Here is a 24,625-nt window from a genome sequence, read left to right on the forward strand (position 1 = left end):
TATCAAGGGAGAATTGATCCCTCAACACCTTTAGCGCGAGTTAACTGCCTCATTGGCGAGGTGTGACATATCCGTCACAAAACCGGCGCTTTGCGTTGAAAAAGTCCACTCGGATGGGGGTTTCTGAGCACCAAAACCCCCAGAGAGGTCAGGGAGCGAGGGGAATAGTCTCAGCCTCGGCGAGGATCAGGAGAAAGTCCTCCCGGACGTCGGTCCAAACCTGTTGGGGGGTCCAGCCACCGGCTGAAAGCAGGGCGCGGGCAGATTGTTCGGTATATTTGTGGCTGTTCTCTGTATGGATGGTTTCACCATCGCGCATGAAGAACAGGCGGTCCTCAATCTGAAACGCGACGTCCCGCTGCGCCTCCAGATGCATTTCGATCCGGCTCGCGGAGGGGTTCCAACGGGCGACATGGTGGAAATCGTCGACCGGAATGTCGGCGCCCAACTCCCGGTTGATCCGGTGCAGAAGGTTGAGGTTGAATTGAGCGGTCACGCCTTGCGCGTCGTCATAAGCCGCGATCAGGCGATCTATTGGCTTCACCCGGTCGATGCCGATGAGCAGCCACGAGCCATGGCCGAGCGTGTCGCGCATCGAGCGCAAGAGGTCTGTCGCGGCGAAGGGCGCGAGATTGCCGATGGTGGAGCCCGGAAAGAAGCCGAGCATCGCTCTGCCCCGCAGCGCGGAGGGCAGCGCCACGGTCTTGGTGAAGTCGGCTTCGACCGGATAGATTGGCAGGTCCGGCAGCAATTGCGCGAGATCGGCGTTGGACTGGAGGAGAAATTCCCCCGAAATATCGATCGGCACATAAGCGGAAGGGCTGACCTGCCGCAGCAGATGGGGGGTCTTGAGCGAACTCCCGGAGCCGAACTCCACAACGACCCGCCCCTCACCGATCACGTCTGCGACATCGCCGCAATGGGCCTTGAGCAAGCCGACTTCCGTGCGGGTCGGGTAATATTCGGGCAGCCGCGTGATATCCTCGAACAGTTCCGAGCCGACAAGATCGTAAAACCAGCGCGCCGGGATGGCCTTTTGCCGTTGCGAAAGCCCCGACAGGACGTCCTCGCAAAATGCACTGGTGCCTTCATCCGGTGCGCAGCGGTCCAGCAGATCGAGTTTGGGCATCGTCGCCATGGTCAGCAGTCCTTTGCGAGCCGCAGTCCGGTGAACTGCCAGCGATGATGGGGGTGAAAGAAATTCCGGTACGAGGCGCGCATATGGCCGCGCGGCGTGGCGCAACTCCCGCCCTTCAGCACGAACTGGCTGCTCATGAACTTGCCATTATATTCGCCGACCGCGCCCTCGGCGGTGCGAAAGCCGGGATAGGGCCGATAGGCCGAACCGGTCCATTCCCAGACATTGCCGAACAGCGAGAGAAGGCCGGGCGCATCTTCCGGGCATCGCGGCGCGACCGGTCCCGGCCCGTCAAGCTGGATGCCGCCGTGAGGATCGGCACCCTGTGCCGCCACTTCCAGTTCCTGCTCGGTGGGCAAGCGCGCGCCGGACCAGCTCGCAAAGGCATCGGCCTCGTAGAAGCTGATATGCGTGACCGGATCGGCATCATCCAAGGCCTGCCAGCCCGAAAGACTGAACTGCTCCCAGACGCCACCCGATTCCCGCCAGTAGAGTGGACGGCCGATCCCCTCGCGATTGCACCAATCCCAGCCGTCTGACAGCCACAGGGATGCCGTGCGATAGCCGCCATCCTTGATGAACGCCCGCCACTCGCCATTGCTGACCGGCCGGTTGGCGAGCACATGGGGGGCAAGATAATGGGGGTGACGCGGCTGCTCATTGTCGAAGGCGAAGGTGCCAGCGCCATCTGCATGACCGACCTCGACAAGGCCGCTCGGCCGCTCGATCCAGCGCACGGCCGGGGTCTCGCTATGTCCTCGCGGTTGTGCAGGCCACAGGGCGACATCGAGCGGGTTGCAGGAAAACAGATGCTTGAGATCGGTCAGCATCAGTTCCTGATGCTGTTGCTCATGATGGAGGCCGAGGGTGAGCAAGTCCGGGCACGCCTCCGCAAGCCGAGGCATCGCATTCAGGACCGCCTCATCGACCCGCCCCCGATAGTCGCGGACCTCCGCGAGTGTCGGGCGGGTGAGCAGGCCACGGTGTGGACGCGGGTGTCGCGGCCCCTCCGCTTCATAATAGCTGTTGAAGAGATAGGCCCAGCGATCGTCATGCGCGACATAGCCCGGCACATGGTCGCGCAGCAGGAAGGTTTCGAAAAACCAGGTCGTATGAGCGAGGTGCCACTTGGCGGGCGACGCATCGGGCATCGACTGCACCGTCGCGTCGGCGTCGCTCAGCGGCGCCGCCAGATCGACAGAAAGCGAGCGGACAGATTGGAAGCGGTCAGCCAGGTCTGCAGAACATGCCTCGGCGACCTGCGCGCGGCTCGCCATCTCAGGGATTCATGTCCGCAATCGGCTTCCCGTCCTGCTCCTCTTCGAACAGCAGGGCCGCTGCTCCGGTTGCGGACAAGCGCACCTTGTCGCCTTCCACCTCTGCGACGAGCCCGCCCGACAGATAATGGTGGTGCTTGCCATGCGAGCCGCTGTCCGCGCGCGTCATCTTGATGCGGTCACCCTCGACATGGTCGACCGTGCCGATATGCACGCCATCGGCGCCGATGATGGACATATGCTCTTTGACGTTGCTGAGATCGGCCACAATTGCCTCCACGCTTGATCGGGAACCCGATAGCCTAACGCGCAAGGCCAATATTGGATGCAGGGCGATCCGAGCGAATCTTTGGCTCAGACGTAGCGCACCCCGGCGTCCATGATCCGCTGGCGCAGATCGAATACGTCGAGACTGAACTCTCCGGCTGCAAGGCGCGTACGCTTGCCAGCCTCGTTCGCCTCACGGGCCCGCGATGCTTCCAGCACCTTGGCGGCGTTGGCGCGGGGGACGACGCACACGCCGTCATCATCAGCGACAATCACATCCCCGGGATTGACCAGCGCGTTGGCGCAGACCACCGGGATGTTCACGCTGCCCAGGGTGTTCTTGACCGTGCCCTGCGCATAGACGGCCTTGGACCAGACCGGGAAGTTCATCTCGGTGAGGTCGCGCACATCGCGCACGCCGGCATCGATGATCAGGCCACGGCAACCGCGCGCCTGCGCCGAGGTGGCCAGCAGATCGCCGAAATAGCCATCCTCGCACGGGCTGGTCGGGGCCAGCAGTAGGATGTCGCCCGCCTTCAACTGCTCGATGGCGACATGCACCATCCAGTTATCGCCCGGAGGCGCGCTGATCGTCACTGCACTGCCCGCGATCCGCGCGCCGGCATAGATGGGCCGCATATAGCTGGCCAGCAAACCCGTGCGTCCCTGCGCCTCATGAACCGTCGCAACACCGCACGCCGCCAAACCGTCAATCACCTCAGGATCAGCACGTTCGATATTCTGTACGACCACACCCATGATTGCTCCTGCCCTCTCAGCTTGCGATGATTGTCTTGGTCTCTAGAAACTCTTCCAGTCCCCAGACACCATATTGCCGGCCATTGCCGGACCTTCTGTATCCTCCGAACGGCGCCGCCGCCGTCCATGGCGGAAAGTTGATCGACACATAGCCTGCCCGCACGCGGGCAGCGACGGCCCGCGCCGATGCGGGATCGGCCGACTGCACATAGGCGGCGAGGCCGAAGTCGGTGGCATTGGCGATTTCGATGGCCTCGTCAACATTGCGATAGGTGAGGATGCACAGGACCGGGCCGAAGATTTCCTGCGTGGCGATGGCGGCATCCGGCGCGACCGGACCGAAGATCGTCGGTCTGGCGTAATAGCCGGTCGGAAGATGGTCGGGTCGTCCGAGACCGCCGGTCAATAGCGGCTGGCCTTCATCGATCGCCTGCCGGATCAGGCCCTGCACCCGATCGAACTGCGCCGCGTTCATCAGCGGGCCGAAGCTTGTTGCGGGATCATCGGGCGGCCCCACAACAAGGCCCTCCCCTGCCGCCACGGCAAGCGCGGCAACCTCCTCGAACCGGTCGGCCGGGACGATCAGCCGGGTCGGCGCGGCGCAGACTTGCCCTGCGACCATCATGCACGCCGCCACGCTGCGTGGGACGGCGGCCGCAAAATCGGCATCCGGCAGCAGGATATTGGCGCCCTTCCCGCCCAGTTCCTGATGCACCCGCTTGATCGTCGGTGCGGCCGCCGCCGCGACCGCCGCGCCGCCCGCCACCGATCCGGTGACCGAGATCATGTCTACATCGGGATGCGCGGCGAGGCGCTGCCCGCAATCCGCGCCGCGACCGTTGACGAGATTGAACAGGCCGGGCGGCAGGTCCGCCTGTGCCATCGCCTCCGCGAGCAGGCCGCCGCACAATGGCGCATGTTCGCTCGGCTTGACAATCACCGTGCATCCCGCAGCGATCGCCGGCACGGCCTTGCACAGCATCTGGTTGACCGGCGCATTCCAGCTGGTGATTGCCACCACCACGCCAATCGGTTCCCGCACGATCTCGAAGCCGCCGGGCATCGTCCGGGCGAAGGGATAGCGCGCGAGAATCTCGGTCATGCTATCGAAATGCGCCCGGCACATCATGCTCTGCCCCTGCGCGACCATGCGCGTCAGGCCGATCTCCCGCATGAGGTGATCCTCAAACGCGGGTGCCAGCACATCGAAGGCGCCGCGCATCCGGGCGAGCACGTCCAGCCTTTCCGCGATGCTGCTCTGCGACCATGAGGCGAACGCTTGCCGGGCTGCTGCGACGGCTCGATCTGCGTCGACCGCATCGCCGAGCGCCGCGCGCCCGAGCAGCGTTCCATCCGCCGGAGACCGAACCTCGACGATGTCCCGGCCGTGCGGTTCGACCCATGCGCCGCCGATGAAGAGACGATCCTGATACAGCGGAGCATTCAAAGTCGTGACACCTTGGCGTGAGGATTGTATAGCACGAGAATATACTATTTCAGAGAGGCGCCGGTGCCGCAATCGGAAAGCGCAGATTATATCATCATCGGCGCGGGGTCGGCGGGATGCGTCCTCGCCAACCGCCTGTCGGCCGCGCCGGAAAACCGGGTTCTTCTGCTGGAGGCGGGCGGGCACGATCGCCACCCGCTGATCCGCATGCCCTTCGCTTTCATGAAGCTGCAGTTCATGCCGTCCCTGACCTGGCCCTATTGGAGCGAGCCGGAGCCGGGGCTGGATGGCCGGCGCCTGTGGCTGCCGCGCGGCAAGGTGTTGGGTGGCACCTCCTCGATCAACGGCATGGTCTACGCGCGCGGCCATCCAGCAGACTATGATGAATGGTCGGCACTCGGCGCCCCCGGCTGGAGTTGGGACGAGCTGCTCCCCTATTTCCGGCGCTCCGAACGGAGCTGGCGCGGCGACAGCGCAGATCATGGCGTCGACGGGCAGCTGACGGTCAGCCCGGTCGAGACGACTGGGCCTTTGCATGATGCGGTGATGCAGACCGCGCGCGCCCTTGGCCATCCAATTCTCGACGATCAGCATGGGCCAAATAGCGGGCACGGCTTTGCACCGCCCGAGGTAACGGTGGACAAAGGCCGCCGCGCCAGCAGTTCGCGGCAGTTCCTGCACCCCGTCGCGCACCGGCCCAATCTGGCCATTCGGACCGGCTGCACGGTCACCCGGATCGTCATCCAGGCCGGGCGCGCGGTGGGCGTCGAGATCATCGACAAAGGCCGGCCGACTTTGCTGCGCGCGCGCCGCGAGGTCATATTGTGCGCGGGCACCTACAACTCGCCGCAATTGCTGATGCTCTCGGGGATCGGCCCGGCGGACGACTTACGCGCGCTCAGCATCGATGTCGTGGCCGACTTGCCCGGGGTTGGCCGCAATCTTCAGGAGCATCCCCTCACCGGCATTGGCTACACGCTGACCGAGCCCATCGGCTTCGAGAGCAATTTGCGCTTCGACCGGCTGCTGTTGAACGTGGGACGCTTTTTCCTCGGCCTGGGGAACCGGGCGACGCAATTGCCGGTCACCGCCTTTGGCTTCATGCCGACCAAGCCCGGCCTAGCGCGGCCGGATATCAAGGCCAATATCTACCCCACCCGGCTCGATGCCCGCGTCTGGTTTCCCGGTATCCGCAAGGGCGCCGGCCATGCCATGAGCGCGTTCGCCGTGTTGCTGAGGCCTGAAAGCCGGGGCAGCGTGCGCCTGCGCTCGCGCAACCCGGGGGACGCGCCCGAGATCCGGATCAACATGTATGAGGACGAACGGGATCTGGTGACGATGCGCCGGGCGGTGCGCATGTTGCGGGAGTTCTTTGCCACCGCGCCGCTGCGCGATCTTGCCGGAGGCGAGATCATGCCCGGCGATCGCGTGCAGAGCGATGCGGAGATCGACGCCTATAATCGCCGCAGCAGCGTGCTCGCCCATCATGCCTCCTCGACCTGCGCGATGGGCGCCGATGAGCAGGCTGTGGTCGACCCGGCCTTGCGGGTCCGGGGCATTGAGGGCCTGCGCGTGGCCGACGCCTCTGTCATGCCGCGCATCGTCGGCGGCAATACCAATGCGCCGGTGATCATGATCGCGGAAAAGGCCGCCGACCTGATCCTGGGCATCGCGCCGCCACAATCCGGTTGAGCCGACACTCCCACGGCAATCGATTGCATTTTTACTGGCCCTGCCCGCCTCGCTTCGCTACCCCTCCCACCCATCGACCCGCTGGATGCGAGACTCGCCGCAGCCGCACGAGGATGAGGAGGCTTTGAAATGAAGAGATTTTTAATCGCCGGCGCCGCCATGCTGGCCATGGGCACGGCGCTCGCTGCGCCCGCTCAGGCAGAACTGAAAGTCGGCGCCGCCAAGGTCGACTGGACCCCGGCCGCCAAGAGTCTGAAAGAACCCTATACCGGCGTTCTCGACTCCATTTACGTGCGCGCGATCGCGCTGGAGAGCAATGGCGAGCGCGCTGCGCTCGTGACGGTGGATGTGGGTGCAATCCCGACGGACCTGTGGAGCGGCGTCACCGCTCGCCTGAGCAGCGATCTCGGCATCGCGCCGGAGCGCGTCATGCTCACCGCGACCCACACCCACAGCGTGCCCTGGGGTCCGCACCCCAAGCTGGAGGACCAGATCGTCCAGGCCGTGCGCGAAGCGGTCGGCAAGATGCAGCCGGGCAAGGTCGCCTTCGGCGAAGGTAAGTCCTACATCAACGTGAACCGCAACATCATCGACCCGGACAACCGCCGTTGGTGGGAAGGCCCCAATGTCGATGGCCCGTCCGACAAGACCGTGGCTGTGCTGCGCTTTGAGAATGCGGCCGGCAAGCCGGTCGCCGTCTACTATAACTATGCGGTCCATGCCGTGCTGACCGGCAATCTCGATCTGGTGAGCGGCGATCTGCCCGGCGCCGCCTCCCGCTATATCGAAAATGCGATGGGCGATGATGTGGTGGCGGTGTGGTCCGAGGGTGCCGCGGGTGACCAGAACCCCATCTTCTTCCAGCAGACCTACGATCTGCGCGCGATCCGCATCGCTGATTATGCCAAGCGCGGTGAGGACATCAGCAATGCCATGCCACCCGGCGGTGTCGGCATGGACCGCAAGAACCCGCAGGTCGCCAAGCTGATGGAGCAGCAAAAGCAGATGGCCCAGTCCATGGGCCAGATGCTCGGTGAGGAAGTGCTGCAGACCATCCGCTTGCGCCTGGAACGGCCCGAGAAGGTGAACGGCATCGCCGGTGCCAGCAAGACGTTGGTATGCCCCGGCCGCGAGCGCACCGACAAGGGCCGCGCAGGCTATGCCGGCACCTATGTCGATGCGGCCGACATCCCCATTCACCTCAGCATGCTGAAGATCGGCGATGTCTTCATCGGCGGGGTGAATGGCGAGGTGTTCAACCCCATTGCGACCAGCTTCAAGGCGCAGGCGCCCTCGCGCCGCACGATGATGGCGACGCTGACGAACGGCTTTGGCCCATCGGGCTACATCCCGAACGATGCGGCTTTCGGCCAATATACCTTTGAGGTGGTGTCCTCGCGCCTGAAGCCCGGCTGCGCGGAAAGCGGCATCGTCAATGGGCTGCTCGATCTGGTCGAGCAGACTGACACCGCCAAGTAAGGCCAAGGGGGCTACGGCCCCCTTCCCGCCCCCGCTCGCTCAATCCTCTTCGCACTTGCAGACCGGCCCGGCGCGCGTCGCGCTGGGCCGGGGTGCGGTCGTCGCGAATTCGACCGGGACCAGACGGCCATCGCGGTTTGCATCCGCTCCGGCAAAACGGGTCGATGTCGCCACGGCCCACTCCTCGAACGAGAGGAGGTTGTTGCCGTCCTTATCCAGCTTGCGGAACGCGCTCGTTCGGCTTGCCATCATCTCCAGGCGCGTCACCACGCCATCGCGATTGCGATCATAGCGGTCGAAGCGCTTCTGCTCGCGGGTGCGCTCTGTGGCTTCCGGGACGTCGGGCAGCGGCGCCCCGCGTGCATTGGGATCGCCCGGCCCGGGCAAGGGCGGCGCTTCTGCGCGCAGGCCACCATTGGCGACGCGCGGCGGCATGTCCGCATCCACGGCGGACTGCCACCAGAACAGCCCCGCCGCGACGAACAGCAGCGCGGAAAGTACACCGGCAAAGAATCGCCCCATCGCAGGCCCCCTGCGGGGAGATTAACCGCGCAGGGCGGCGATCAGCAAGCGGCTGTACTGGCGGGGCGTGAAGCCGCGCGATGGCAGCCGCGCGGCGCGGACGTCCGGCATTGCGACAGCGGCGAGCAGACGCAGGGGGCGCGGCAGGCTACGAGGCGATCGCGCATCCCGAGGCAGAAAATCCGAGGCAAGTGCGAGGCTCCGACGCGCAAGAGCCTCCTCGCTGGCGTGACCGGCCAGATCCCACAAAGCCCAGAGCGCGCCCAGCCGATCGGCCGCCTCGCTCTCTCCTCCAGCCAGAAGCGCAAACAGCCCCCCGCCCCGAGCAAGTGCATAGTCCCGCAAATCCTCGTCGCTGAGCGGATCGGGCGAGGCAAGCACGCGCCATCCGTCGATCAGCCGTTCTGCCGCCACGCTGGCGCCGGTGTCCGCTTGCTGGCGCCAAGCATCGACCAGAGGCTCGCCGCGCCCCTTGGCGTCATCCCGTTCCACCAACACGGCATCCCACCAGGCGAGGCGAATGGCGGCGATCGTCGGATCGGCCCGCCGACGGATCAGTTCGGCCAACCGGGCGTCCAATTGCCAGCACAGCGCATGCCATGAGCGCTCCCCCGCAGGCGTGTGCGCGAGCAACAGGCGCTGCAACGGGGCGTGCTCGTGATCGGCACCGAGCGCGGTAGGCGGCGCATTCACCAACGATCAACCAACCGAATTAGGCATTTGTCCACCACTTCTGAATAAGGCGAGGATCGGGCCGGTGGCGGTGCAATCGTTCGCCGGATGGGTGGCTTCAAGGGCAGTGAGGACAGGAATGCGCAACCGGGCAGGCGCAAGCTTCATGACCAGGCTTGGCCGCGACGTGCGCGGCAACGTCATCGCCATTTCGGCAGCGGCCCTCATTCCGCTGGCGGGGCTGATTGGCGGCGGCGTGGACATGAGCCGTCTCTACCTCACAAAGACGCGACTGCAACAGGCTTGTGACGCCGGCGTGCTGGCCGGCCGGCGCGCGATGGGATCGGGGAGCTGGACCGAAGAGGGCAGCACCAGCACCCGCAGCCGCGCGCTCGAACTGTTCAACGCCAATTTCACGGATGGCGCCTACGGCACGACCTTGCTCGACCACGATTTCTCGGAGGATGACGGCGAGGTCACCGGCTTTGCGGACGTCTCCGTGCCCATGACCATCATGCGCATCTTCGGCATCACCGAGCGGACCATGCACGTAACCTGCACCGCCAAGATGGAAATCCCGAATACCGACGTGATGTTCGTGCTGGACGTGACGGGATCGATGAATTGCCCGGCCGATGGCAGCTACTGCCCGGGCGGCAACAATAACAATAGCCCGGCAAGTAATGCCCGCCTTGTTGGGTTGAAGAGCGCCGTCAAATGCTTTTACGAAGCTCTGCTGCGGGTTAACACCGCGGAGACCTGCGGCAACGACCCTGCAGCCACCACTTATGCCGGCACGGCGCAAATCCGCTTAGGGTTCATGCCCTATTCGGTAAACGTGAACGTCGGCAAGCTTCTGAACAATGACTGGATGGCTAGCACAGCGATCTACCAGTCGCGCGAGCCAAAAACTGAAACAGTTTACTCATGGCAAGCGGGCACCGAAACAATGACCCCGTGGACAAACTGGTCAGGTTCTCCGACGAATCTGAATAATGCCAGCACCTATTCCGGCTGGTCTAATATTACGAACAGCAACAACAACAGTTCAACTACTATCAACGGTACATCATACAGCAATCGGCGCACCGACAGGAACTCTTCAAACTGCTCCAACCTCAACTCGAACGGGACGGTACTTACTTACACGGATACTGGCAGCCTACAGGACCCCACCGACGTAGCTCCGGTGTATCCGGAAGATCCACAAGTTCGGACCCATCGGCAGGACGACAACCATGTCGTCGTCGCATACAAATACTCATGGTCAAACAGCAGTTGCCGTCTTCAGAGCAGCAACGCGCGCACATACACGCGCTCAAAGACGGCGACTGGCACACGCTCCATCACTTGGACTACACACCGGCAACGCGTAACCGGCTGGACATATAAACAAATGTCGTTCGACGTTTCCGCTTTGAAAGCTGGTGGTACAAACTGGAATAATAGCGTCGCACTGCCGGTAGCGACATCGACCGTTCCAGCGGTCAAACTATCCGGCTCCAACGCGGACACGACGCTCTATATTGCCGCGAATGCCGAGGTCACTTGGGATGGGTGTATTGAGGAGCGCAAGACCGTTCTAAACAGCGACGGCGATGCGAGCGATGAATGGAATTCCATTCCGACTGGCGCGCGCGATATGAACATCGATGCGGTGCCCGATCCCTCCAACCCGGACACGCAGTGGAAACCTATGCTGCCTGGTGTAGTCTGGGCGCGCTACACGGGTACCAATTATAACTACAATTGGACCGTAGATCCTCCTGTAGTGACTTCGGATCCGAATCCTTATCATCCCCGCAAGGACCGATTCAGTTATTATTGCTCGACCGAAGCGAAGAAGCTCCAGACCTGGTACACACCAGGGGGATTTGAAACCTATGTCAACTCCTTGCGCGCCATCGGTAACACGTACCACGACATCGGGATGATCTGGGGCGCCCGGTTCATTTCGCCGACCGGTATCTTTGCTGACGAAAACAGAGAGACCCCCACTGGCGGCGCCATCCAGCGGCACATTATCTTCATGACCGACGGCGCCACGATGACAGACAACACAAATTATACGGCCTATGGCATTCCCTGGTGGGACCGGCGCCAGACCACCTATGCGCCCAACGACACGCAGCTCACCAACATCCTCAACAGCAGGCTCGTCGCGCTGTGTACCGCGATCCGCAACCGCAACATCACATTGTGGGTGGTGTCCTATGGCGGCGGTGTCGACACCGAGACCGAAACGCGCCTGGAGAATTGCGCGACGCCCGGCAAATATTTCAAAGCCGATGATACGCCAACGCTGATCAGCAATTTCAAGCAGATCGCGTCCGAAATCGCCGATCTGAGGCTGACCAACTGAGATGAGGCGCGCGCCTCATCTGTTCGGCGCACGCGCCTTGCCTGTCCTGCGCCGTTTCGCGCGGGCGCAGGACGGCGTGACGATCATCGAGTTTGCGCTCATTCTGCCGGGCTTCCTCATCATGCTGCTGGGCGCGCTGGATGTTGGGCACACGCTCTACATGCAGAGCGTGGTGCAGGGCGCCGTGCAGAAGGCCGCGCGGGACGGCACGCTGGAGACATCCGCGGGCACCAACGCGACCTCGCGCGATGCGATCGACGCAGTCGTGGAAAGCCAGATCAAGCAATTGCATAATGACGCGGAGGTTTCGGTCCAGCGGCGCTTTTATCGCAGCTTCTCGCAAGCCGCTGCTGCTCAGGCCGAGCCCTTTACGGACAGTGCCAGCGGCCCCAACAAGAATGGGGTTTGCGACGGCGGCGAGCCGTTTGTGGACAACAATAACAACGGCGTTTGGGATGCCGACGGGGGCAATGCCATCAACGCCGCGGGCGCGCGTGACAATGTCGTGTTCACGGTGACGGTCTCCTATCCGCGCCTGTTTCCGATCGACAGACTGATCGGCGGGCATGGGACCACGCATGTCGTGGCCAGAACCGTGCTCTCAAACCAGCCCTATGGCGACCAAGGCACCGATGGCACGCCAACTGTGCGGTATTGCTCATGAGTGCGGTGAGGCTCCTCAAGCGCAAAGGCGCACTCTGCCGTATGCGGCTTGGCAACGTCTCGCGTCTCGCGCGCGCCCAGAGTGGTGTGGCCGCCGTGGAATTCGCACTCACGGCTCCGCTGATCCTTGGGATGTTCCTCGCGGGCGCGGAACTCACCAATTTCGCGATCACGCGGATGCAGGTGAGCCAGATCGCCCTGCATGTCGCCGATAATGCCTCCCGTATCGGCACGAACAGCCTGCTCACCGCGCCGCAGATCAGCGAGGCGCAGATCAACGATTTGCTGATCGGCGCCAATATGCAGTCCGGCGCGCTCGATCTTGCCACCAATGGGCGGATCATCATTTCCAGCCTTGAGCCGGTCGCCAATCCCAATCCCGAACCCAAAAAATTCCGCATCCACTGGCAGCGTTGCTTCGGCGCCAAAAGCTGGGCCTCCACCCATGGCGTGCAGGGCGACACCGATCTGCCGGCGATGGGCGAAACCGGCAAGCAGGTGACGGCGCCCGATGGCGGCGCGGTCATTTTCGTTGAAGTGGCCTATGATTATACGCCGCTCATTTCGGCGAGCATCGTGCCGACGACCGTCATTGTGGACACTGCCGCTATGACTGTGCGCGACGACCGCGACTATAATGGCAATGGCGGCACGGGCGTCTACAATAATGAAGGCGTCACCGCTTCGACCTGCAGCAGCTGAGGCGATAGCGCGGGTCTAGAGCGCCAGGTCGACCCAGCCACTTTGGGCCCGTGAGGCGGCAACGGCTGTCGCTATGAAGGCCATGCCGCGCAACCCCTCCTGCACGCCGGGGAGCAAAGGCGCCGCATTGCCCTGAAGAACCGCGGCGAAATCGCGATAGAGGGCGGCGAAGGCCGCCATATAACCTTCGGCATGGTGGACGCCCGGCGGGCAGGCGATCGCAGGCGCGGCCTCTTCGAATGAGAGCCGAAAACTGGCACCGTCGATCGGATGCAGCGTAAGGGCATGGGGATCAGCAAGCGTCCAGACCAGACTGGCGGCCTCCCCATCGCAGCGCAGGCGGAGCCGGTTGCCCTCCCCCGCCTCGATCTGCGAGGCCAGAATTGTCCCGCGTGCGTCGTTCTCGAACCGCAGGAGCACGGCGCAGTCGTCGTCCAGCGTGCGCCCCGGCACCACGCTGCCAAGGTCCGCCATGATCCGGCTTACATGCAGGCCGGAGACGAACTCGGTGAGATGGAAGGCGTGGACGCCGATGTCCGCGATGCAGCCGCCTACCCCGGAGCGCACGGGGTCTACACGCCAGGCCGCCTGCGCATCGCCGGATGCGCTCGCCAGCCAGCCCTGCGCATAGGTTGCGCTGACCTTGCGGACCGCGCCCAGCTCTCCCTCGGCGATCATCGCGCGGGCGGCGCGCACGGCGGCAAAGCCACCATAAGGATAGCTGACCGCAAAGGGGCGGCCCGTCTCGTTCACAAGCGCGGCGAGCCTGCGGGCTTCATCGAACCGCGCGGTCATGGGCTTGTCGCTCATCACGGCAAGGCCAGCCTCAAGGGAGGCCGCGGCAGCCGGGTAATGGAGATGATTGGGCGTGACGATGGTCACGAAATCGGCGCCATCCACCCGGTCCCGCTCGCCCGCCAGCAGAGCGGGCACATCGGCATAGGCACGGGCGGGATCGATGCCATATGCAAGCCCCGCCTGCCGGGATCGCGCCGGGTCGGAGGAAAACACGCCCGCAACCAGCCTGATCTGTCCGGTCGCCTCCGCCGCGATGCGGTGGGTCTGGCCGATGGACAGAAGCCCGCCTCCGCCAATCATGGCCATGTTCAACATGACAGGCGTTTCTGCATCGGAACGCTTTCCCCAGCGATCAGGCAGCGACCAAGGCGGCGTCGCGCAAGCCGCGCCACACGCGGGCGGCCTGCACGCTCTCCTGCACATCATGCACCCGTACGATCTGCGCACCCTGCCCGATCGCGACCTGCGCCAGGGCGACCGAGCCGCCGAGCCGCTCCTCGACCGGCGCACCGTCGGTCAGCGCGCCGACAATGCGCTTGCGGCTGGCGCCGAACAGCAGCGGCACGCCGAGCGCCTGATACATGGCCAGATTGTTGATAATTCGCGTGTCGTCCTGCAACGCCTTGCCGAAGCCGACACCGGGATCGAGGATGATGCTGCTCCGCGCGATGCCGGCATTGAGGCAGGCAGCGACCCGCGCCTCCAGCCAGTCGAACACGGCCATGTCCACCGTCGGGCCGGCAACGGCACCGGCCTTGTACTTGACCGCGCCGCCGTGCGGATCGTCGCCCGCGGACGGGCTGTGCATCAGGATGACGGGGCACCCCGCCTTCGCCACCACCTCAAGTCCGCGCGGATCGTGGGTGAGGCCGGTCACATCATTAACGATGCCGGCGCCGGCCGCGAGCGCGGCCTCCATCACCGCCGCCTTGCGTGTATCGATGGAGACGACGATGCCGCTCTTCGCCAGTCGCTCGATCACCGGTACGGTCCGGGCGATCTCGTCGCCTTCCCACACGGTGGCGGCGCCCGGCCGGGTGGACTCACCACCGACATCGATGATCGAGGCGCCGGCCAGCTGCATCGCAAAGCCGGCATCGGCGGCGCGCTCGGCATCGCCGATGAGCTTGCCGCCATCCGAGAAACTGTCCGGCGTCATGTTGAGGATGCCCATGACCTGTGGCGTATCGAAGCGAATGACGCGCTCGCCCAGCGTCAACGGTGCGCGAGGCGCCGTCAGCCCCTGCATTTGCGCTGCGATCCGCTCAGCCTGCGCATCGCTCAGGCGGCTTTGCCAGTCCTCAAACATGGAGACGGGAACGCTGGCCTTGTCGGCGGTGCCTTCCGCGCCCGCCCAACGAACCTCGAGGCCCTGAAACCAGATCAGTCCCCCGGCAAGCCTGCGGAATTCATGCGTCTCCAGCCCGACAGGCGTGTCGATGAACCAGATCGGGCGCAGATAGAGGCGGGCGTCCGGCGGCGGGATTTCCATCATCATCGGGCGATATCCTTGTGCATCCCGCGCGCCTTAGCTTGCCCGGCACAAAAGCGGAAGCAGGAGCCCGGACCCGCGGTGGGAGCGCGCCGTCCGGGCCCCAACGACGGTGCCTTATGGCTCCGTCGCGAGCAGGTAAAGCTGGCGCATGGCATCGAGCGGCTTCACGGCGCCTTCGTGCTCGATCTGCCAGAAGGTCCAGCCATTGCAGCTTGGCGCGCCCTGCAGCGTGGCGCCCATCTTGTGGATCGAGCCGGTCTGGCCCTTGCACTCCAGCGAGCCATCGGCGCGGACATGCGCCTTGAAGCGCCCCTTGCTGGCGGTGAGCACAGTGCCGGGTGCGATCATGCCGGTCTCGACCAGCGTGCCGAACGCCACGCGCGGCTGGCTCTTGGGGGATTGCATGATGGTCAGCGCGCTCTCATCGAGCGGGAGCGCTGCAGCAATACGCTCCCGCGCGACCTCGCAATAACTGTCTTCCCGCTCGATGCCGATCCAGCGGCGCCCGAGGCGGCGGGCCACGGCGCCGGTGGTGCCGGTGCCGAAGAAGGGATCGAGCACGACATCGCCCTTGTTGGTGCAGGAGAGCAGCACGCGGTAGAGCAGCGCCTCCGGCTTCTGGGTGGGATGCGCCTTGGTGCCGCCGCGCTTGAGGCGTTCCTGCCCGGCGCAGATCGGCAGCACCCAGTCCGAGCGCATCTGCAGCTCGTCATTCAACGTCTTCATGGCGCGATAATTGAAGGTATATTTCGCCTTTTCGCCCTGGCTCGCCCAGATCATTGTCTCATGGGCATTAGTGAAGCGCGTGCCCTTGAAATTGGGCATGGGGTTGGCCTTGCGCCAGACGATATCGTTGAGGATCCAGAAGCCGTGATCCTGCATCAGTGCGCCGACGCGGAAGATATTGTGATAGCTGCCGATCACCCAGATCGTGCCATCCGGCTTGAGGATGCGGCGCGCCTCGGCCAGCCACTCGCGGCAAAAGGAGTCATAGGCAGCGTAGCTGTCGAACTGGTCCCAGGCGTCGTCGACGGCGTCCACGCGTCCGCCCTCGGGCCGGAACAGATCGCCGCCGAGCTGGAGATTGTACGGCGGATCGGCGAAGATCATGTCTACGCTTGCCGTCGGCAGCGTGCGCATGATGGCGATGCAGTCGCCCTGCAGCAGCGTGTCGAGCGGCAGGACCGGCGGCGTGTTGGCCGGCAGGACCTTTGCGCGCACCGGTCGCTTCGTCAGTTTTTCCATCACGCTCATGTCGTCTCACCCCCGTTTGTGCGCCCGGTGTGAGTCACGACGAGTCCACCGTCAAGAGCGGTAACGGACTGGAGTCACGCGAAGAATCCGCGCCGGAAATGAGAACGAAACGAGTCCCACACGAGGGATGGAGTCCTGCTATTCAGGCAGGACTCAACATGTTGTGGTGTTGCGCCGAAGACTCAGCGCCGCGATGGGCCAAAAAATATTTTAACCGAGCCTCCGGCGTTATCGATTTTCAGAGGCTGCCCGGTCCCTGGATCAGCAACCACAGGCCGATGACCGCGAACAGGCTGGCCGCCACGATGCGCACCACCTTGAGCGGCACGCGGCGGAGCAGTTCGTGCCCGAGAAACACCGCCGGGACATTGGCGATCAGCATCCCGAGGGTCGTCCCCATCGTCACCAGACCGACCTGATGGAACTGGGCGCCCAGCGCGACGGTCGCGATCTGCGTCTTGTCGCCCATCTCCACCAGGAAGAAGGCGATCGTGGTGGTGACGAACGCGCCAAAGCGGGCGGGCTTGTCCTCCAGATCGTCGATTTTGTCGGGGATCAGGGTCCAGATCGCCATGGCGAGGAAGCCGGCTGCGACCAGATAGTGGAACCAGTTCTGCTGGAAGATGGACGCCACACTCGCGCCGAGCAGGGCTGCCAGAAAGTGGTTGGCCAGCGTCGCCGCGAGAATGCCGAGGATGATCGGCACCGGCTTCTTGAACCGGGTGGCGAGCAGGATGGCCAGCAACTGCGTCTTGTCGCCGATTTCGGCGAGCGCGACGACGGCGGTTGAGGTAAACAGGGCTTCCATGAAAAATCCTCAGCCGGGCAACAAGACAAACAATGACACCGCGCCTCCCGCCCGGCCTGGACGGAAGCTCGATGTCATTGGTCTCGCCGGAATGCTTGGATTCCCTACCGCCACGGCCTCTCGACCGAGTATGTTGACGGGCAGGCCTGCCGGAAACCGGCAGCTGGCTACTCCCCAGATGACCCCAGCGCCTTAGGCGCTCGGCCGTCTCCCGTCAACCGGCGCCCTACAGAAAGGCCAGTTGCGCGACCGGTGCGAAGCTGCGGCGGTGAAGCGGGCTCGGACCATGCTGGCGCAGGGCGGCAAGGTGATCGGCAGTGCCATAGCCCTTGTTCCGCTCCCAGCCATAATGCGGATGATCCCGCGCAGCTTCCCGCATCAGCGCGTCGCGATGCTCCTTGGCGATGATCGACGCGGCGGAAATGCAGGGCTCCAATGCGTCCCCCCCGACGATCGCCCGCGCCGACCAGCGCCACTCGGGGCGCCGGCCATGGGGCGTGAGATTGCCGTCCACCAGCACCTCGCGCGGATCGCACCCCAGGCGGGCGCACAGTCCCTCGACCGCGAGCGTCATCGCCAGCATCGTCGCGCCAAAAATGTTGAGCCGATCAATCTCGGCGACGTCGACCACGCCGACCGCCCAGTGGCAGCGGCGCTTGATCGTCGCTTCCAGACCCGCGCGCTTGGCGGCGCTCAGCTTCTTGCTGTCATCGAGGCCGGAGGGACGCGGCTTGCAGAGCACGACCGCCGCCGCGACGACTGGCCCGGCCAGCGGCCCGCGCCCGGCCTCATCGACACCGGCGATCATCAGCCGATCCGCCAGGGCGGATAGCGCCGGTCCTCGCCCGCCGAATAAAGGCAGACGCGGTTACCGGCCGGATCGACCAGCCAGGCCTCGCGCCAGCCCCATGCCTGATCCACCGGCTCATTATCGAAGACGAGCCCGGCCGAGATCAACGCGGTCACCCGGGCATCGAGATCGTCGCATTCCAGATAGACGCCATGCTGCTGGCCATGGAGAGACAGCGTCGCGCCGCCCGGCGCCTCGAACCGGGCATAGGGCTGGTCCGGACTGTCCACGATCAGGGTGAGGCCCAGATCCTCGTAGAAATCCCGCGAGGCGGCATAATCGCTGACCGGCACGGCAATCTGGTTGAGGCGGCCGCTCGCCCCCATATCGAGCCGCACCGCGCCATGCGCCATCGGGCCATGCCCGCGACCGAGGCCGGGCGCAGTGCGCAGAGCCAGCCGCACGAACAGCCGCGCCCGAGCGATCGCTTCCGGCAGGTCCAGCCCCTGCCCCAGCCCGGCCGCGATGGCGCTGGCCAGGGTGCAGCCGGTGCCATGGGTATCCTCGGTATGGATGCGTGCCCCTTCCCAACGGGCTATTTCGCCTTCCGATCCAACCAACCGGTCGGTGATGATCTCGCCGGGGGCGTGGCCGCCCTTAATGAGCAGCATCTCGCCCCGCGCAGTCAGGTCCGCCTCGCCGCCAAGCGCCTCCAGTTCGGGGAGATTCGGCGTCGTGACGAACGCCCAGCCCATCAGCTCGTGCAAGCTCTCGATGGTGGCGGCGTCCGCCAGCAGGCCGCCGCTCGTCGCGACCATCACCGGATCGAGCACCACCGGCGCGCCGATGCTCTCAAGCCGGTCGGCGACTGCCAGCGCCGTCTCCGCAGAGCCGATCATGCCGATCTTCACGGCGTCCACGCCGATGTCGCTGACCACGCTGTCGATCTGTGCCAAGACCATCTCGGTCGGCACGGGATGTACGGCCTGAACACCCAGCGTATTCTGCGCGGTGATCGCGGTGATCGCGGTCATGGCGTGGCCGCCGAGCATGGTGACGGTCTTGATGTCCGCCTGGATGCCGGCGCCGCCGCCGGAGTCCGAGCCGGCGATGATCAGGATTCGAGGATAGCTCATGAGGCGCTTTTGCCCCTTGCCGGCGCGGAAGTCGAGCCGCTGGCGCTGCGCCTCACTGTTCCTTGCGGGCGCAGGCGATGCACAGCGATGCCTCGGGCCGGGCCGCCAGACGCGCCGGTGCGATGGGCTCGCCGCACAGCACGCAGGCGCCGTAAGCGCCGGCCTCGATCCGCGCGAGCGCACGATTGACCGAACCGATCTCGCGCGCCACCAGCGCGGACTGCTGCTCCAGTGCGCGATCATCCTGCACTTCGCTTGCCTGTTCAGCTGAATCGGCATTCAGCGGTTCGTCCAGATCGACCGCAAGCCGCTTTTGCCGGGCTTTCAGATCATCGCGCATGGCCAGAAGCCGTGCTTTTGCGTCCATCATATCCATGGTCACACCTCTCCGCCCGACTGCTCGATGCCAGTCTAGGCGGTGATGCGCGCCAAACCATGCGCCAGATCAAACAGGTCGCGCGCGCTCAGCCCTTGAAGCGGCGCTCCGTCGAAGCCGGGTTCCGCTGGAGCGCGTCGCCCGTCCGGCTGGGCCGGTCCAGCAACTCGCCCCCGCAATTGGGGCAGCGATCGTCCAGATCCTCGGCGCACTCGGCGCAGAAGGTGCATTCGAACGAGCAGATGAAGGCACCACCCGCATCGGCGGGGAGATCGGCGCCGCAGCGCTCACAATCCGGGCGCATCTCAAGCACGGGCGGCCGCCGCGCTTGCCACGGCATCGCAGATGCGGTCCACCACGCGGACGACCTGATCGCCATCGTCCCCTTCGGCCATCACGCGGATCACCGGCTCGGTGCCGGATGGGCGAATGACGAGACGCCCCACCCCTTCCAGCTCCGCTTCCGCCTGCGCGATCACGGCCTGGACGCTCTGCGCCTCCAGCGGCTTGCCGCCGGCGAAACGGACATTCTTGAGCAATTGCGGGACCGGCTCGAACTGGCGCAGCAAGGCGCTCGCGGGCTTGCCGCTCTGCACGAGCGCGGCGAGCACCTGGAGCGCGGCAATGGTGCCGTCGCCTGTCGTCGCATAATCGGAGAGGATCATGTGGCCGGACTGCTCGCCGCCGACATTGCAGCCACGCGCCTTCATCTCCTCCAGCACATAACGGTCACCGACCTTGGTGCGGATGAGGGGAATGCCCTCGCTAGCGAGCTTTCGCTCCAGCCCAAGGTTGGACATCACCGTGGCGACGACCCCCTCGCCCTTGAGCATGCCCTGCCGCGCCCAGCTCGTGCCGATCAGCGCCATGATCTGGTCGCCATCCACGATGGTGCCGGTCTCATCCACCACGATCAGGCGGTCGGCATCGCCATCGAGCGCAATGCCGATGTCGGCGCCGGATGCCACGACCGTCTCCTGCAGCAGCAGCGGCGCGGTCGAGCCGCAGCCATCGTTGATGTTGGTGCCGTTGGGGGTCACACCGATCTGGACCAGCTCAGCGCCCAGCTCCCAGAAGGTGTAGGGCGCGGTGTTGTAGGCGGCGCCATTGGCGCAATCGAGCGCGACCTTGAGGCCGTCGAGCCGCAGATGCTGCGGGAAGGTCGATTTGACGAAGTGAATGTAGCGCCCGCGCCCATCCTCGACCCGCCGCGCGCGCCCGATGCCTTCGGACGGAGCCAGCGGTATCTCGCCGCCCTCGATCAGCGCCTCGATCTTCAGCTCGTCGGCGTCGGAGAGCTTGTAGCCATCCGGCCCGAACAGCTTGATGCCATTGTCATAATAAGGATTGTGACTGGCCGAGATCATCACGCCGAGATCGGCGCGCATGGACGCCGCCAGCATCGCCACAGCGGGCGTGGGGATCGGGCCGAATTGCACCACGTCCATGCCGACGCTGGTAAAGCCCGCGACCAGCGCGTTCTCGATCATGTAGCCCGAAAGCCGGGTATCCTTGCCGATCACCACGCGGTGGCGATGGCTGCCGCGCATGAAGTGCCGGCCGGCGGCCATGCCCACTCGCATGGCCATTTCGGCCGTCATCGTGGACTGGTTGGTGCGGCCACGGATGCCATCCGTGCCGAAGAAGCGTCTGGTCATCGCCGGTGCTTAGCGGATCGGGGGCCGGCAGCGCCAGCCCCCTTGAAGGCTCACCGCACAGGCGCCGTCTGGTCCCGCAGGCCTTCCTCCGGGCGGTCATCGACCGGTTCATCCTCTTCCTTCAGCGTGTCGAGATGCATCAGGCGCTTGACCAGCGGGGAGACCGCCAGCACCGCGACGGCAATGCCGATCGTCCACCAGCCGATGGTGTTGTAGACCGAGAGCGTTGCTTCCTTGGTCATCTCGCCATCATGACCGCCGGTCGCCTCGCCGATCTTGCCGGCGACGAAATTGCCCACCGCCGACATGTAGAACCACGCGCCCATGATGAGGCTGGCGAGATGCTTAGGGGCCAGGCGGTTCATCGCGGAGAGCCCGACAGGCGAGAGGCACAGCTCACCGGTGGTCTGGAACAGATACACCAGGAACACGAACAGCACCGGCGTCAGCGCGGCCATGCCCGCGGACTGGGCGCCCCACACGAAGATGAGGAAGGAGAAGCCGACCTGCGCCAGCGCCAGACCGAATTTGGCCGGTGCGGACGGCTCCCAGCCGCGCTTGCCGAGCCACAACCAAAGCCAGGCGAAGACCGGCCCGAGCAGCACGATGTAGATGGGGTTGAGCGACTGGAAGAAGGTGGTCTGGAAACCGCCACGGTCGACATAGCGATCCGTGTACAGATTGAGGCTGCCGCCCGCCTGCTCGAAAAGGCCCCAGAAGACTGGGTTGAGGGCGACGAGGAAAACGATCGCGAAGATGCGATCGCGGGCATCGGGTTGCAGCTTCATCGCGGCGTAGAGCACATAGCCGAGCAGGGCGACGCCCGCGACGATAAGCAGCGTCTCGATGATGTCCTGATACTGGACGAGGAACCAGATCACGCCGATGGAGGCGACGCCGATGGCATACAGCAACCATTCCGTGCGCAGGGTGAGCGGCTTGGGCGGCTCCCCCTTGCCCATCAGGAACGGCTTGCCGATGACGAACACCGCCGCGCCCAGCAACATGCCAACGCCCGCTGCGCCGAAGCCGTATTTCCAGCCGTAGGTCTCGCCGAGCCAACCGGCCATGATGGTGCCGATGGCCGCGCCCACATTCACGCCGACATAGAAGATCGTGTAGGCGCCGTCGCGGCGGGGATCGGTAAGACCGTAAAGCTGACCGACGATCACGGAGATATTGGCCTTGAGGAAGCCGGAGCCGACAACGATGCAACTCAGCGCCAGCCAGAAGATGTTGATCGTGGGATCATCCTGTCCGCCCGATCCCTCGAATGCCATCAGGCAGTGGCCGGCGGTGAGGATCAGCGCGCCGAACAGCACTGCCTTGCGCTGGCCCAGATAACGGTCGGCGAGATAGCCGCCCAGCACCGGGGTGACGTAGACGAGGCTGGTATAGGCCCCGTAGACGAGGTTCGCCTGCCCATCGCTGAACAGCCAATGCTTGGTGAGGTAGAAAATCAGCAGGGCGCGCATGCCATAATAGGAAAAGCGCTCCCACATCTCGGCAAAGAACAGGATGTAGAGGCCCTTGGGATGGCCGATAAACTCCTGCTTCTTGCTCACAAGCCCGACCGCGCCGCCGGCAAGAAGCACGACGAGCGCGATGAGGGCGATGGCTGGAATGGTCGCCATAAAGTCTCCTGGTCCGGGCAACGGCGAGACGCCGGCCGCGACAATATGCCCACGAGACTTAGAGAGTCTGACATTTGAGAAAAGCGCTTTTTTCCGCCGGCCTCGATGGGAGCCGCTCCATCGGCCCTGCCGTAGCGAAAACCGCCGCTACCGCACCGACATTGCGATCAATTCGCAAAGGCGCTTGGCGGATCGACCGGATTTGTCTAGCGATGCGGCATGTTCAACGACCGCTCTTCCCTCCCCGCCTATCTCGCATCCCGCCGGTCCGGCAAACCGCGCGACCTCGCGGCGCCTGGCCCCTCGCTCGATGAGCAACGCGAGATGGTGCGGATCGCGACGCGGACCCCCGATCATGGCAAGCTCGCCCCCTGGCGGTTCGTGATCGTGGCCGACGACCAGCGCGCGGCGCTGGCGGCCCTGCTCGAGCGCGCCTATTTGGCCGAAAAGCCCGACGCCGGTCGGCTGGAAATCGAGGCGATGCATCAGTTCGCGCATCAGGCGCCGGCGCTGATCGTCGTGCTGTCCTCGCCCAAGCCTTCCAAGATTCCGGTGTGGGAGCAGGAGCTCTCCGTCGGTGCGGCAACCATGAACCTGCTGCACGCCGCCCATGCGATGGGTTTTGCGGGAGGATGGCTGACCGGCTGGCCGTCCTACAACGAGGCCGTGCGCGATGCGTTTGCCACGAGCGAGGAGCGGATCGCTGGCTTCGTGTTCATCGGCACGCCCTCGCGGGATCTGGACGAGCGCCCCCGGCCGGAGCTGGACGACGTGTTGTCGATCTGGTCGGGCGGCTGACCGCACGCTTCCTGGCCGGCGCCTTGACCGATCCACTGTATTATGTCACTGATGCAGCATGATCGATGAGAGCCGGCCTGTCTATCTGCGCCTGCGCGACCAAATCGCCGCTGCCATTCTGGATGGACGCTTTGCCGATGGCGATGTCTTGCCATCGGTGCGGGCCTTTGCGGCCCAGCAAGGCGCGAATCCCCTGACCGTCGCCAAAGCCTATCAGAGCTTTCAGGATGAAGGGCTGGTGCAGGTCCGCCGCGGCGTTGGCATGTTTGTCGCGCCGGGCGCATCGCGGCGCTTGCGGGCGATGGAGCGCGAACGCTTCTTCAGCGCGGTCTGGCCGGGCGTCTCCGAGCAGATGCATCGCATTGGAATTACGCTGGAAGAGCTGATCGAGCGAGATCGCGTGACCACCGGCTGATCACGGCCCGTCGCCCTAACCCATCGATCTATCGCGTCTGATCTCTCGTTCATCTGCCGTTGCGGTTGGCCTCGCCAGACTTGTCGCATCAGGTTGAACGGAGACAAGACATGATCAAGACCGCCCTTGCTACCCTCGCCGCCGTCGGCGTGATGATGAGCGCAGCCCCTGCGGAAGCCCATAAGAGCAAGCATCGGCATGGGCACGGCGCCAGCCGCATGTATGACGAGCGCGGCTATTACCGCGAGCCCCGCCCGATCACCCGCGACACGCGCACATGGCGCGGCGATGATGGCCGCTATTATTGCAAGCGCGCCAACGGCACGACGGGCCTGATCATCGGCGCGGCCGGTGGCGCACTGCTCGGCCGGACCATCGACACGCGCGGCGACCGCACGCTCGGCACCGTCCTCGGTGCCGCTGGTGGCGCCTTGCTCGGTCGGGAAATCGAGCGAAGCGGCGCGCGCTGCCGCTGATCGCCGC

The 24,625-nt window shown here is 64.8% G+C and carries 25 protein-coding genes and 1 riboswitch; of the genes, 8 read left to right on the forward strand and 17 right to left on the reverse strand.

From position 1 onward, the window contains the following. Window positions 1-148: 148 nt before the first annotated feature. The 5 genes from egtD to M2339_RS06635 form a co-directional block, all read right to left on the reverse strand. Window positions 149-1,138 carry an L-histidine N(alpha)-methyltransferase gene (gene egtD, locus M2339_RS06615; RefSeq protein ID WP_413714743.1) on the reverse strand — a complete coding sequence of 330 codons (990 nt, stop codon included), beginning with the start codon at window positions 1,136-1,138 and terminating at the stop codon, window positions 149-151. A 2-nt stretch (window positions 1,139-1,140) separates the two neighbouring features. Then, window positions 1,141-2,415, reverse strand: coding sequence for an ergothioneine biosynthesis protein EgtB (egtB, locus tag M2339_RS06620; protein WP_264587130.1), 1,275 nt, complete (start codon window positions 2,413-2,415; stop codon window positions 1,141-1,143). A gap of 1 nt (window position 2,416) precedes the next feature. Next, a complete protein-coding gene (locus M2339_RS06625) occupies window positions 2,417-2,683 on the reverse strand; it encodes a DUF2171 domain-containing protein (RefSeq protein WP_181559551.1) in 267 nt (88 codons plus the stop codon). A gap of 86 nt (window positions 2,684-2,769) precedes the next feature. Beyond that, window positions 2,770-3,444 (reverse strand): 4-carboxy-4-hydroxy-2-oxoadipate aldolase/oxaloacetate decarboxylase, encoded by a 675-nt coding sequence (gene ligK / locus M2339_RS06630; protein ID WP_319801029.1) that lies wholly within the window; start codon window positions 3,442-3,444, stop codon window positions 2,770-2,772. Between the two features lie 13 nt (window positions 3,445-3,457). Beyond that, the gene (locus M2339_RS06635; protein ID WP_264587128.1) at window positions 3,458-4,888 is read right to left on the reverse strand and encodes an aldehyde dehydrogenase family protein; all 1,431 of its coding nucleotides are present in this window, start codon (window positions 4,886-4,888) and stop codon (window positions 3,458-3,460) included. A gap of 63 nt (window positions 4,889-4,951) precedes the next feature. On the opposite strand from M2339_RS06635, the gene M2339_RS06640 reads away from it, so the two are divergent. After that, window positions 4,952-6,580: a GMC family oxidoreductase gene (locus tag M2339_RS06640; RefSeq protein WP_264587127.1), complete on the forward strand. Its 1,629-nt coding sequence runs from the start codon at window positions 4,952-4,954 to the stop codon at window positions 6,578-6,580. 129 nt (window positions 6,581-6,709) lie between these two features. Then, window positions 6,710-8,059, forward strand: a complete 1,350-nt coding sequence (locus M2339_RS06645; protein WP_264587126.1) for a neutral/alkaline non-lysosomal ceramidase N-terminal domain-containing protein — start codon at window positions 6,710-6,712, stop codon at window positions 8,057-8,059. 39 nt (window positions 8,060-8,098) lie between these two features. Here M2339_RS06645 and M2339_RS06650 read toward each other — a convergent pair whose 3' ends face one another. Then, the gene (locus M2339_RS06650) at window positions 8,099-8,581 is read right to left on the reverse strand and encodes an EF-hand domain-containing protein (RefSeq protein ID WP_264587125.1); all 483 of its coding nucleotides are present in this window, start codon (window positions 8,579-8,581) and stop codon (window positions 8,099-8,101) included. 21 nt (window positions 8,582-8,602) lie between these two features. Next, entirely contained in the window at window positions 8,603-9,274 is a 672-nt protein-coding gene (locus M2339_RS06655; RefSeq protein WP_264587124.1) for a hypothetical protein, read from the reverse strand. Window positions 9,275-9,419: 145 nt separating this feature from the next. On the opposite strand from M2339_RS06655, the gene M2339_RS06660 reads away from it, so the two are divergent. The 3 genes from M2339_RS06660 to M2339_RS06670 are packed head-to-tail and all read left to right on the forward strand — an operon-like array spanning window position 9,420 to window position 12,980. Then, complete coding sequence (locus M2339_RS06660) at window positions 9,420-11,615, forward strand: TadE/TadG family type IV pilus assembly protein (RefSeq protein ID WP_264587123.1); 2,196 nt, start codon at window positions 9,420-9,422, stop codon at window positions 11,613-11,615. 1 nt (window position 11,616) lies between these two features. Next, window positions 11,617-12,279 carry a TadE/TadG family type IV pilus assembly protein gene (locus tag M2339_RS06665; protein ID WP_181559544.1) on the forward strand — a complete coding sequence of 221 codons (663 nt, stop codon included), beginning with the start codon at window positions 11,617-11,619 and terminating at the stop codon, window positions 12,277-12,279. Then, window positions 12,276-12,980, forward strand: a complete 705-nt coding sequence (locus M2339_RS06670; protein ID WP_264606272.1) for a TadE/TadG family type IV pilus assembly protein — start codon at window positions 12,276-12,278, stop codon at window positions 12,978-12,980. Before M2339_RS06665 ends, M2339_RS06670 begins: the two co-directional genes overlap by 4 nt. A 15-nt stretch (window positions 12,981-12,995) precedes the next feature. Here the strand turns inward: M2339_RS06670 and M2339_RS06675 are convergent, their stop codons facing one another. The 10 genes from M2339_RS06675 to M2339_RS06720 all read right to left on the reverse strand — a co-directional run bounded on the left by M2339_RS06675 (window position 12,996) and on the right by M2339_RS06720 (window position 22,929). Then, window positions 12,996-14,084, reverse strand: a complete 1,089-nt coding sequence (locus M2339_RS06675) for a Gfo/Idh/MocA family protein (RefSeq protein ID WP_264588345.1) — start codon at window positions 14,082-14,084, stop codon at window positions 12,996-12,998. A gap of 46 nt (window positions 14,085-14,130) precedes the next feature. After that, on the reverse strand, window positions 14,131-15,276 hold the full coding sequence (folP, locus tag M2339_RS06680; protein WP_413714745.1) for a dihydropteroate synthase: 1,146 nt from the start codon (window positions 15,274-15,276) through the stop codon (window positions 14,131-14,133). 111 nt (window positions 15,277-15,387) lie between these two features. Beyond that, entirely contained in the window at window positions 15,388-16,527 is a 1,140-nt protein-coding gene (locus M2339_RS06685; protein WP_319801007.1) for a site-specific DNA-methyltransferase, read from the reverse strand. A gap of 238 nt (window positions 16,528-16,765) precedes the next feature. Next, window positions 16,766-17,335 carry a TMEM165/GDT1 family protein gene (locus M2339_RS06690; RefSeq protein ID WP_181559541.1) on the reverse strand — a complete coding sequence of 190 codons (570 nt, stop codon included), beginning with the start codon at window positions 17,333-17,335 and terminating at the stop codon, window positions 16,766-16,768. Between the two features lie 3 nt (window positions 17,336-17,338). After that, window positions 17,339-17,524: riboswitch (yybP-ykoY riboswitch) on the reverse strand. A 37-nt stretch (window positions 17,525-17,561) separates the two neighbouring features. Beyond that, window positions 17,562-18,143 (reverse strand): ribonuclease HII, encoded by a 582-nt coding sequence (locus M2339_RS06695; protein WP_264570188.1) that lies wholly within the window; start codon window positions 18,141-18,143, stop codon window positions 17,562-17,564. Beyond that, on the reverse strand, window positions 18,143-19,261 hold the full coding sequence (thiD, locus tag M2339_RS06700) for a bifunctional hydroxymethylpyrimidine kinase/phosphomethylpyrimidine kinase (protein WP_264587120.1): 1,119 nt from the start codon (window positions 19,259-19,261) through the stop codon (window positions 18,143-18,145). The genes M2339_RS06695 and thiD overlap by 1 nt, the downstream gene beginning before the upstream one ends. Window positions 19,262-19,313: 52 nt before the next feature. Continuing rightward, window positions 19,314-19,637, reverse strand: coding sequence for a TraR/DksA family transcriptional regulator (locus M2339_RS06705; RefSeq protein ID WP_264587119.1), 324 nt, complete (start codon window positions 19,635-19,637; stop codon window positions 19,314-19,316). Between the two features lie 88 nt (window positions 19,638-19,725). Further along, entirely contained in the window at window positions 19,726-19,950 is a 225-nt protein-coding gene (locus tag M2339_RS06710) for a DUF1272 domain-containing protein (RefSeq protein ID WP_264587118.1), read from the reverse strand. Beyond that, window positions 19,943-21,295: a phosphoglucosamine mutase gene (glmM, locus tag M2339_RS06715; RefSeq protein ID WP_264587117.1), complete on the reverse strand. Its 1,353-nt coding sequence runs from the start codon at window positions 21,293-21,295 to the stop codon at window positions 19,943-19,945. Before glmM ends, M2339_RS06710 begins: the two co-directional genes overlap by 8 nt. Before the next feature lie 50 nt (window positions 21,296-21,345). Continuing rightward, entirely contained in the window at window positions 21,346-22,929 is a 1,584-nt protein-coding gene (locus tag M2339_RS06720) for a peptide MFS transporter (RefSeq protein ID WP_181559535.1), read from the reverse strand. Between the two features lie 219 nt (window positions 22,930-23,148). On the opposite strand from M2339_RS06720, the gene M2339_RS06725 reads away from it, so the two are divergent. The 3 genes from M2339_RS06725 to M2339_RS06735 all read left to right on the forward strand — a co-directional run bounded on the left by M2339_RS06725 (window position 23,149) and on the right by M2339_RS06735 (window position 24,618). Next, the gene (locus M2339_RS06725) at window positions 23,149-23,727 is read left to right on the forward strand and encodes a nitroreductase (protein ID WP_264587116.1); all 579 of its coding nucleotides are present in this window, start codon (window positions 23,149-23,151) and stop codon (window positions 23,725-23,727) included. Between the two features lie 58 nt (window positions 23,728-23,785). Continuing rightward, a complete protein-coding gene (locus tag M2339_RS06730; protein ID WP_264587115.1) occupies window positions 23,786-24,142 on the forward strand; it encodes a GntR family transcriptional regulator in 357 nt (118 codons plus the stop codon). Window positions 24,143-24,252: 110 nt separating this feature from the next. Continuing rightward, a complete protein-coding gene (locus M2339_RS06735; RefSeq protein WP_264584951.1) occupies window positions 24,253-24,618 on the forward strand; it encodes a glycine zipper 2TM domain-containing protein in 366 nt (121 codons plus the stop codon). Window positions 24,619-24,625: the final 7 nt, after the last annotated feature.

It is taken from the genome of Sphingobium sp. B2D3C, assembly GCF_025961835.1.
Taxonomy (GTDB): domain Bacteria; phylum Pseudomonadota; class Alphaproteobacteria; order Sphingomonadales; family Sphingomonadaceae; genus Sphingobium.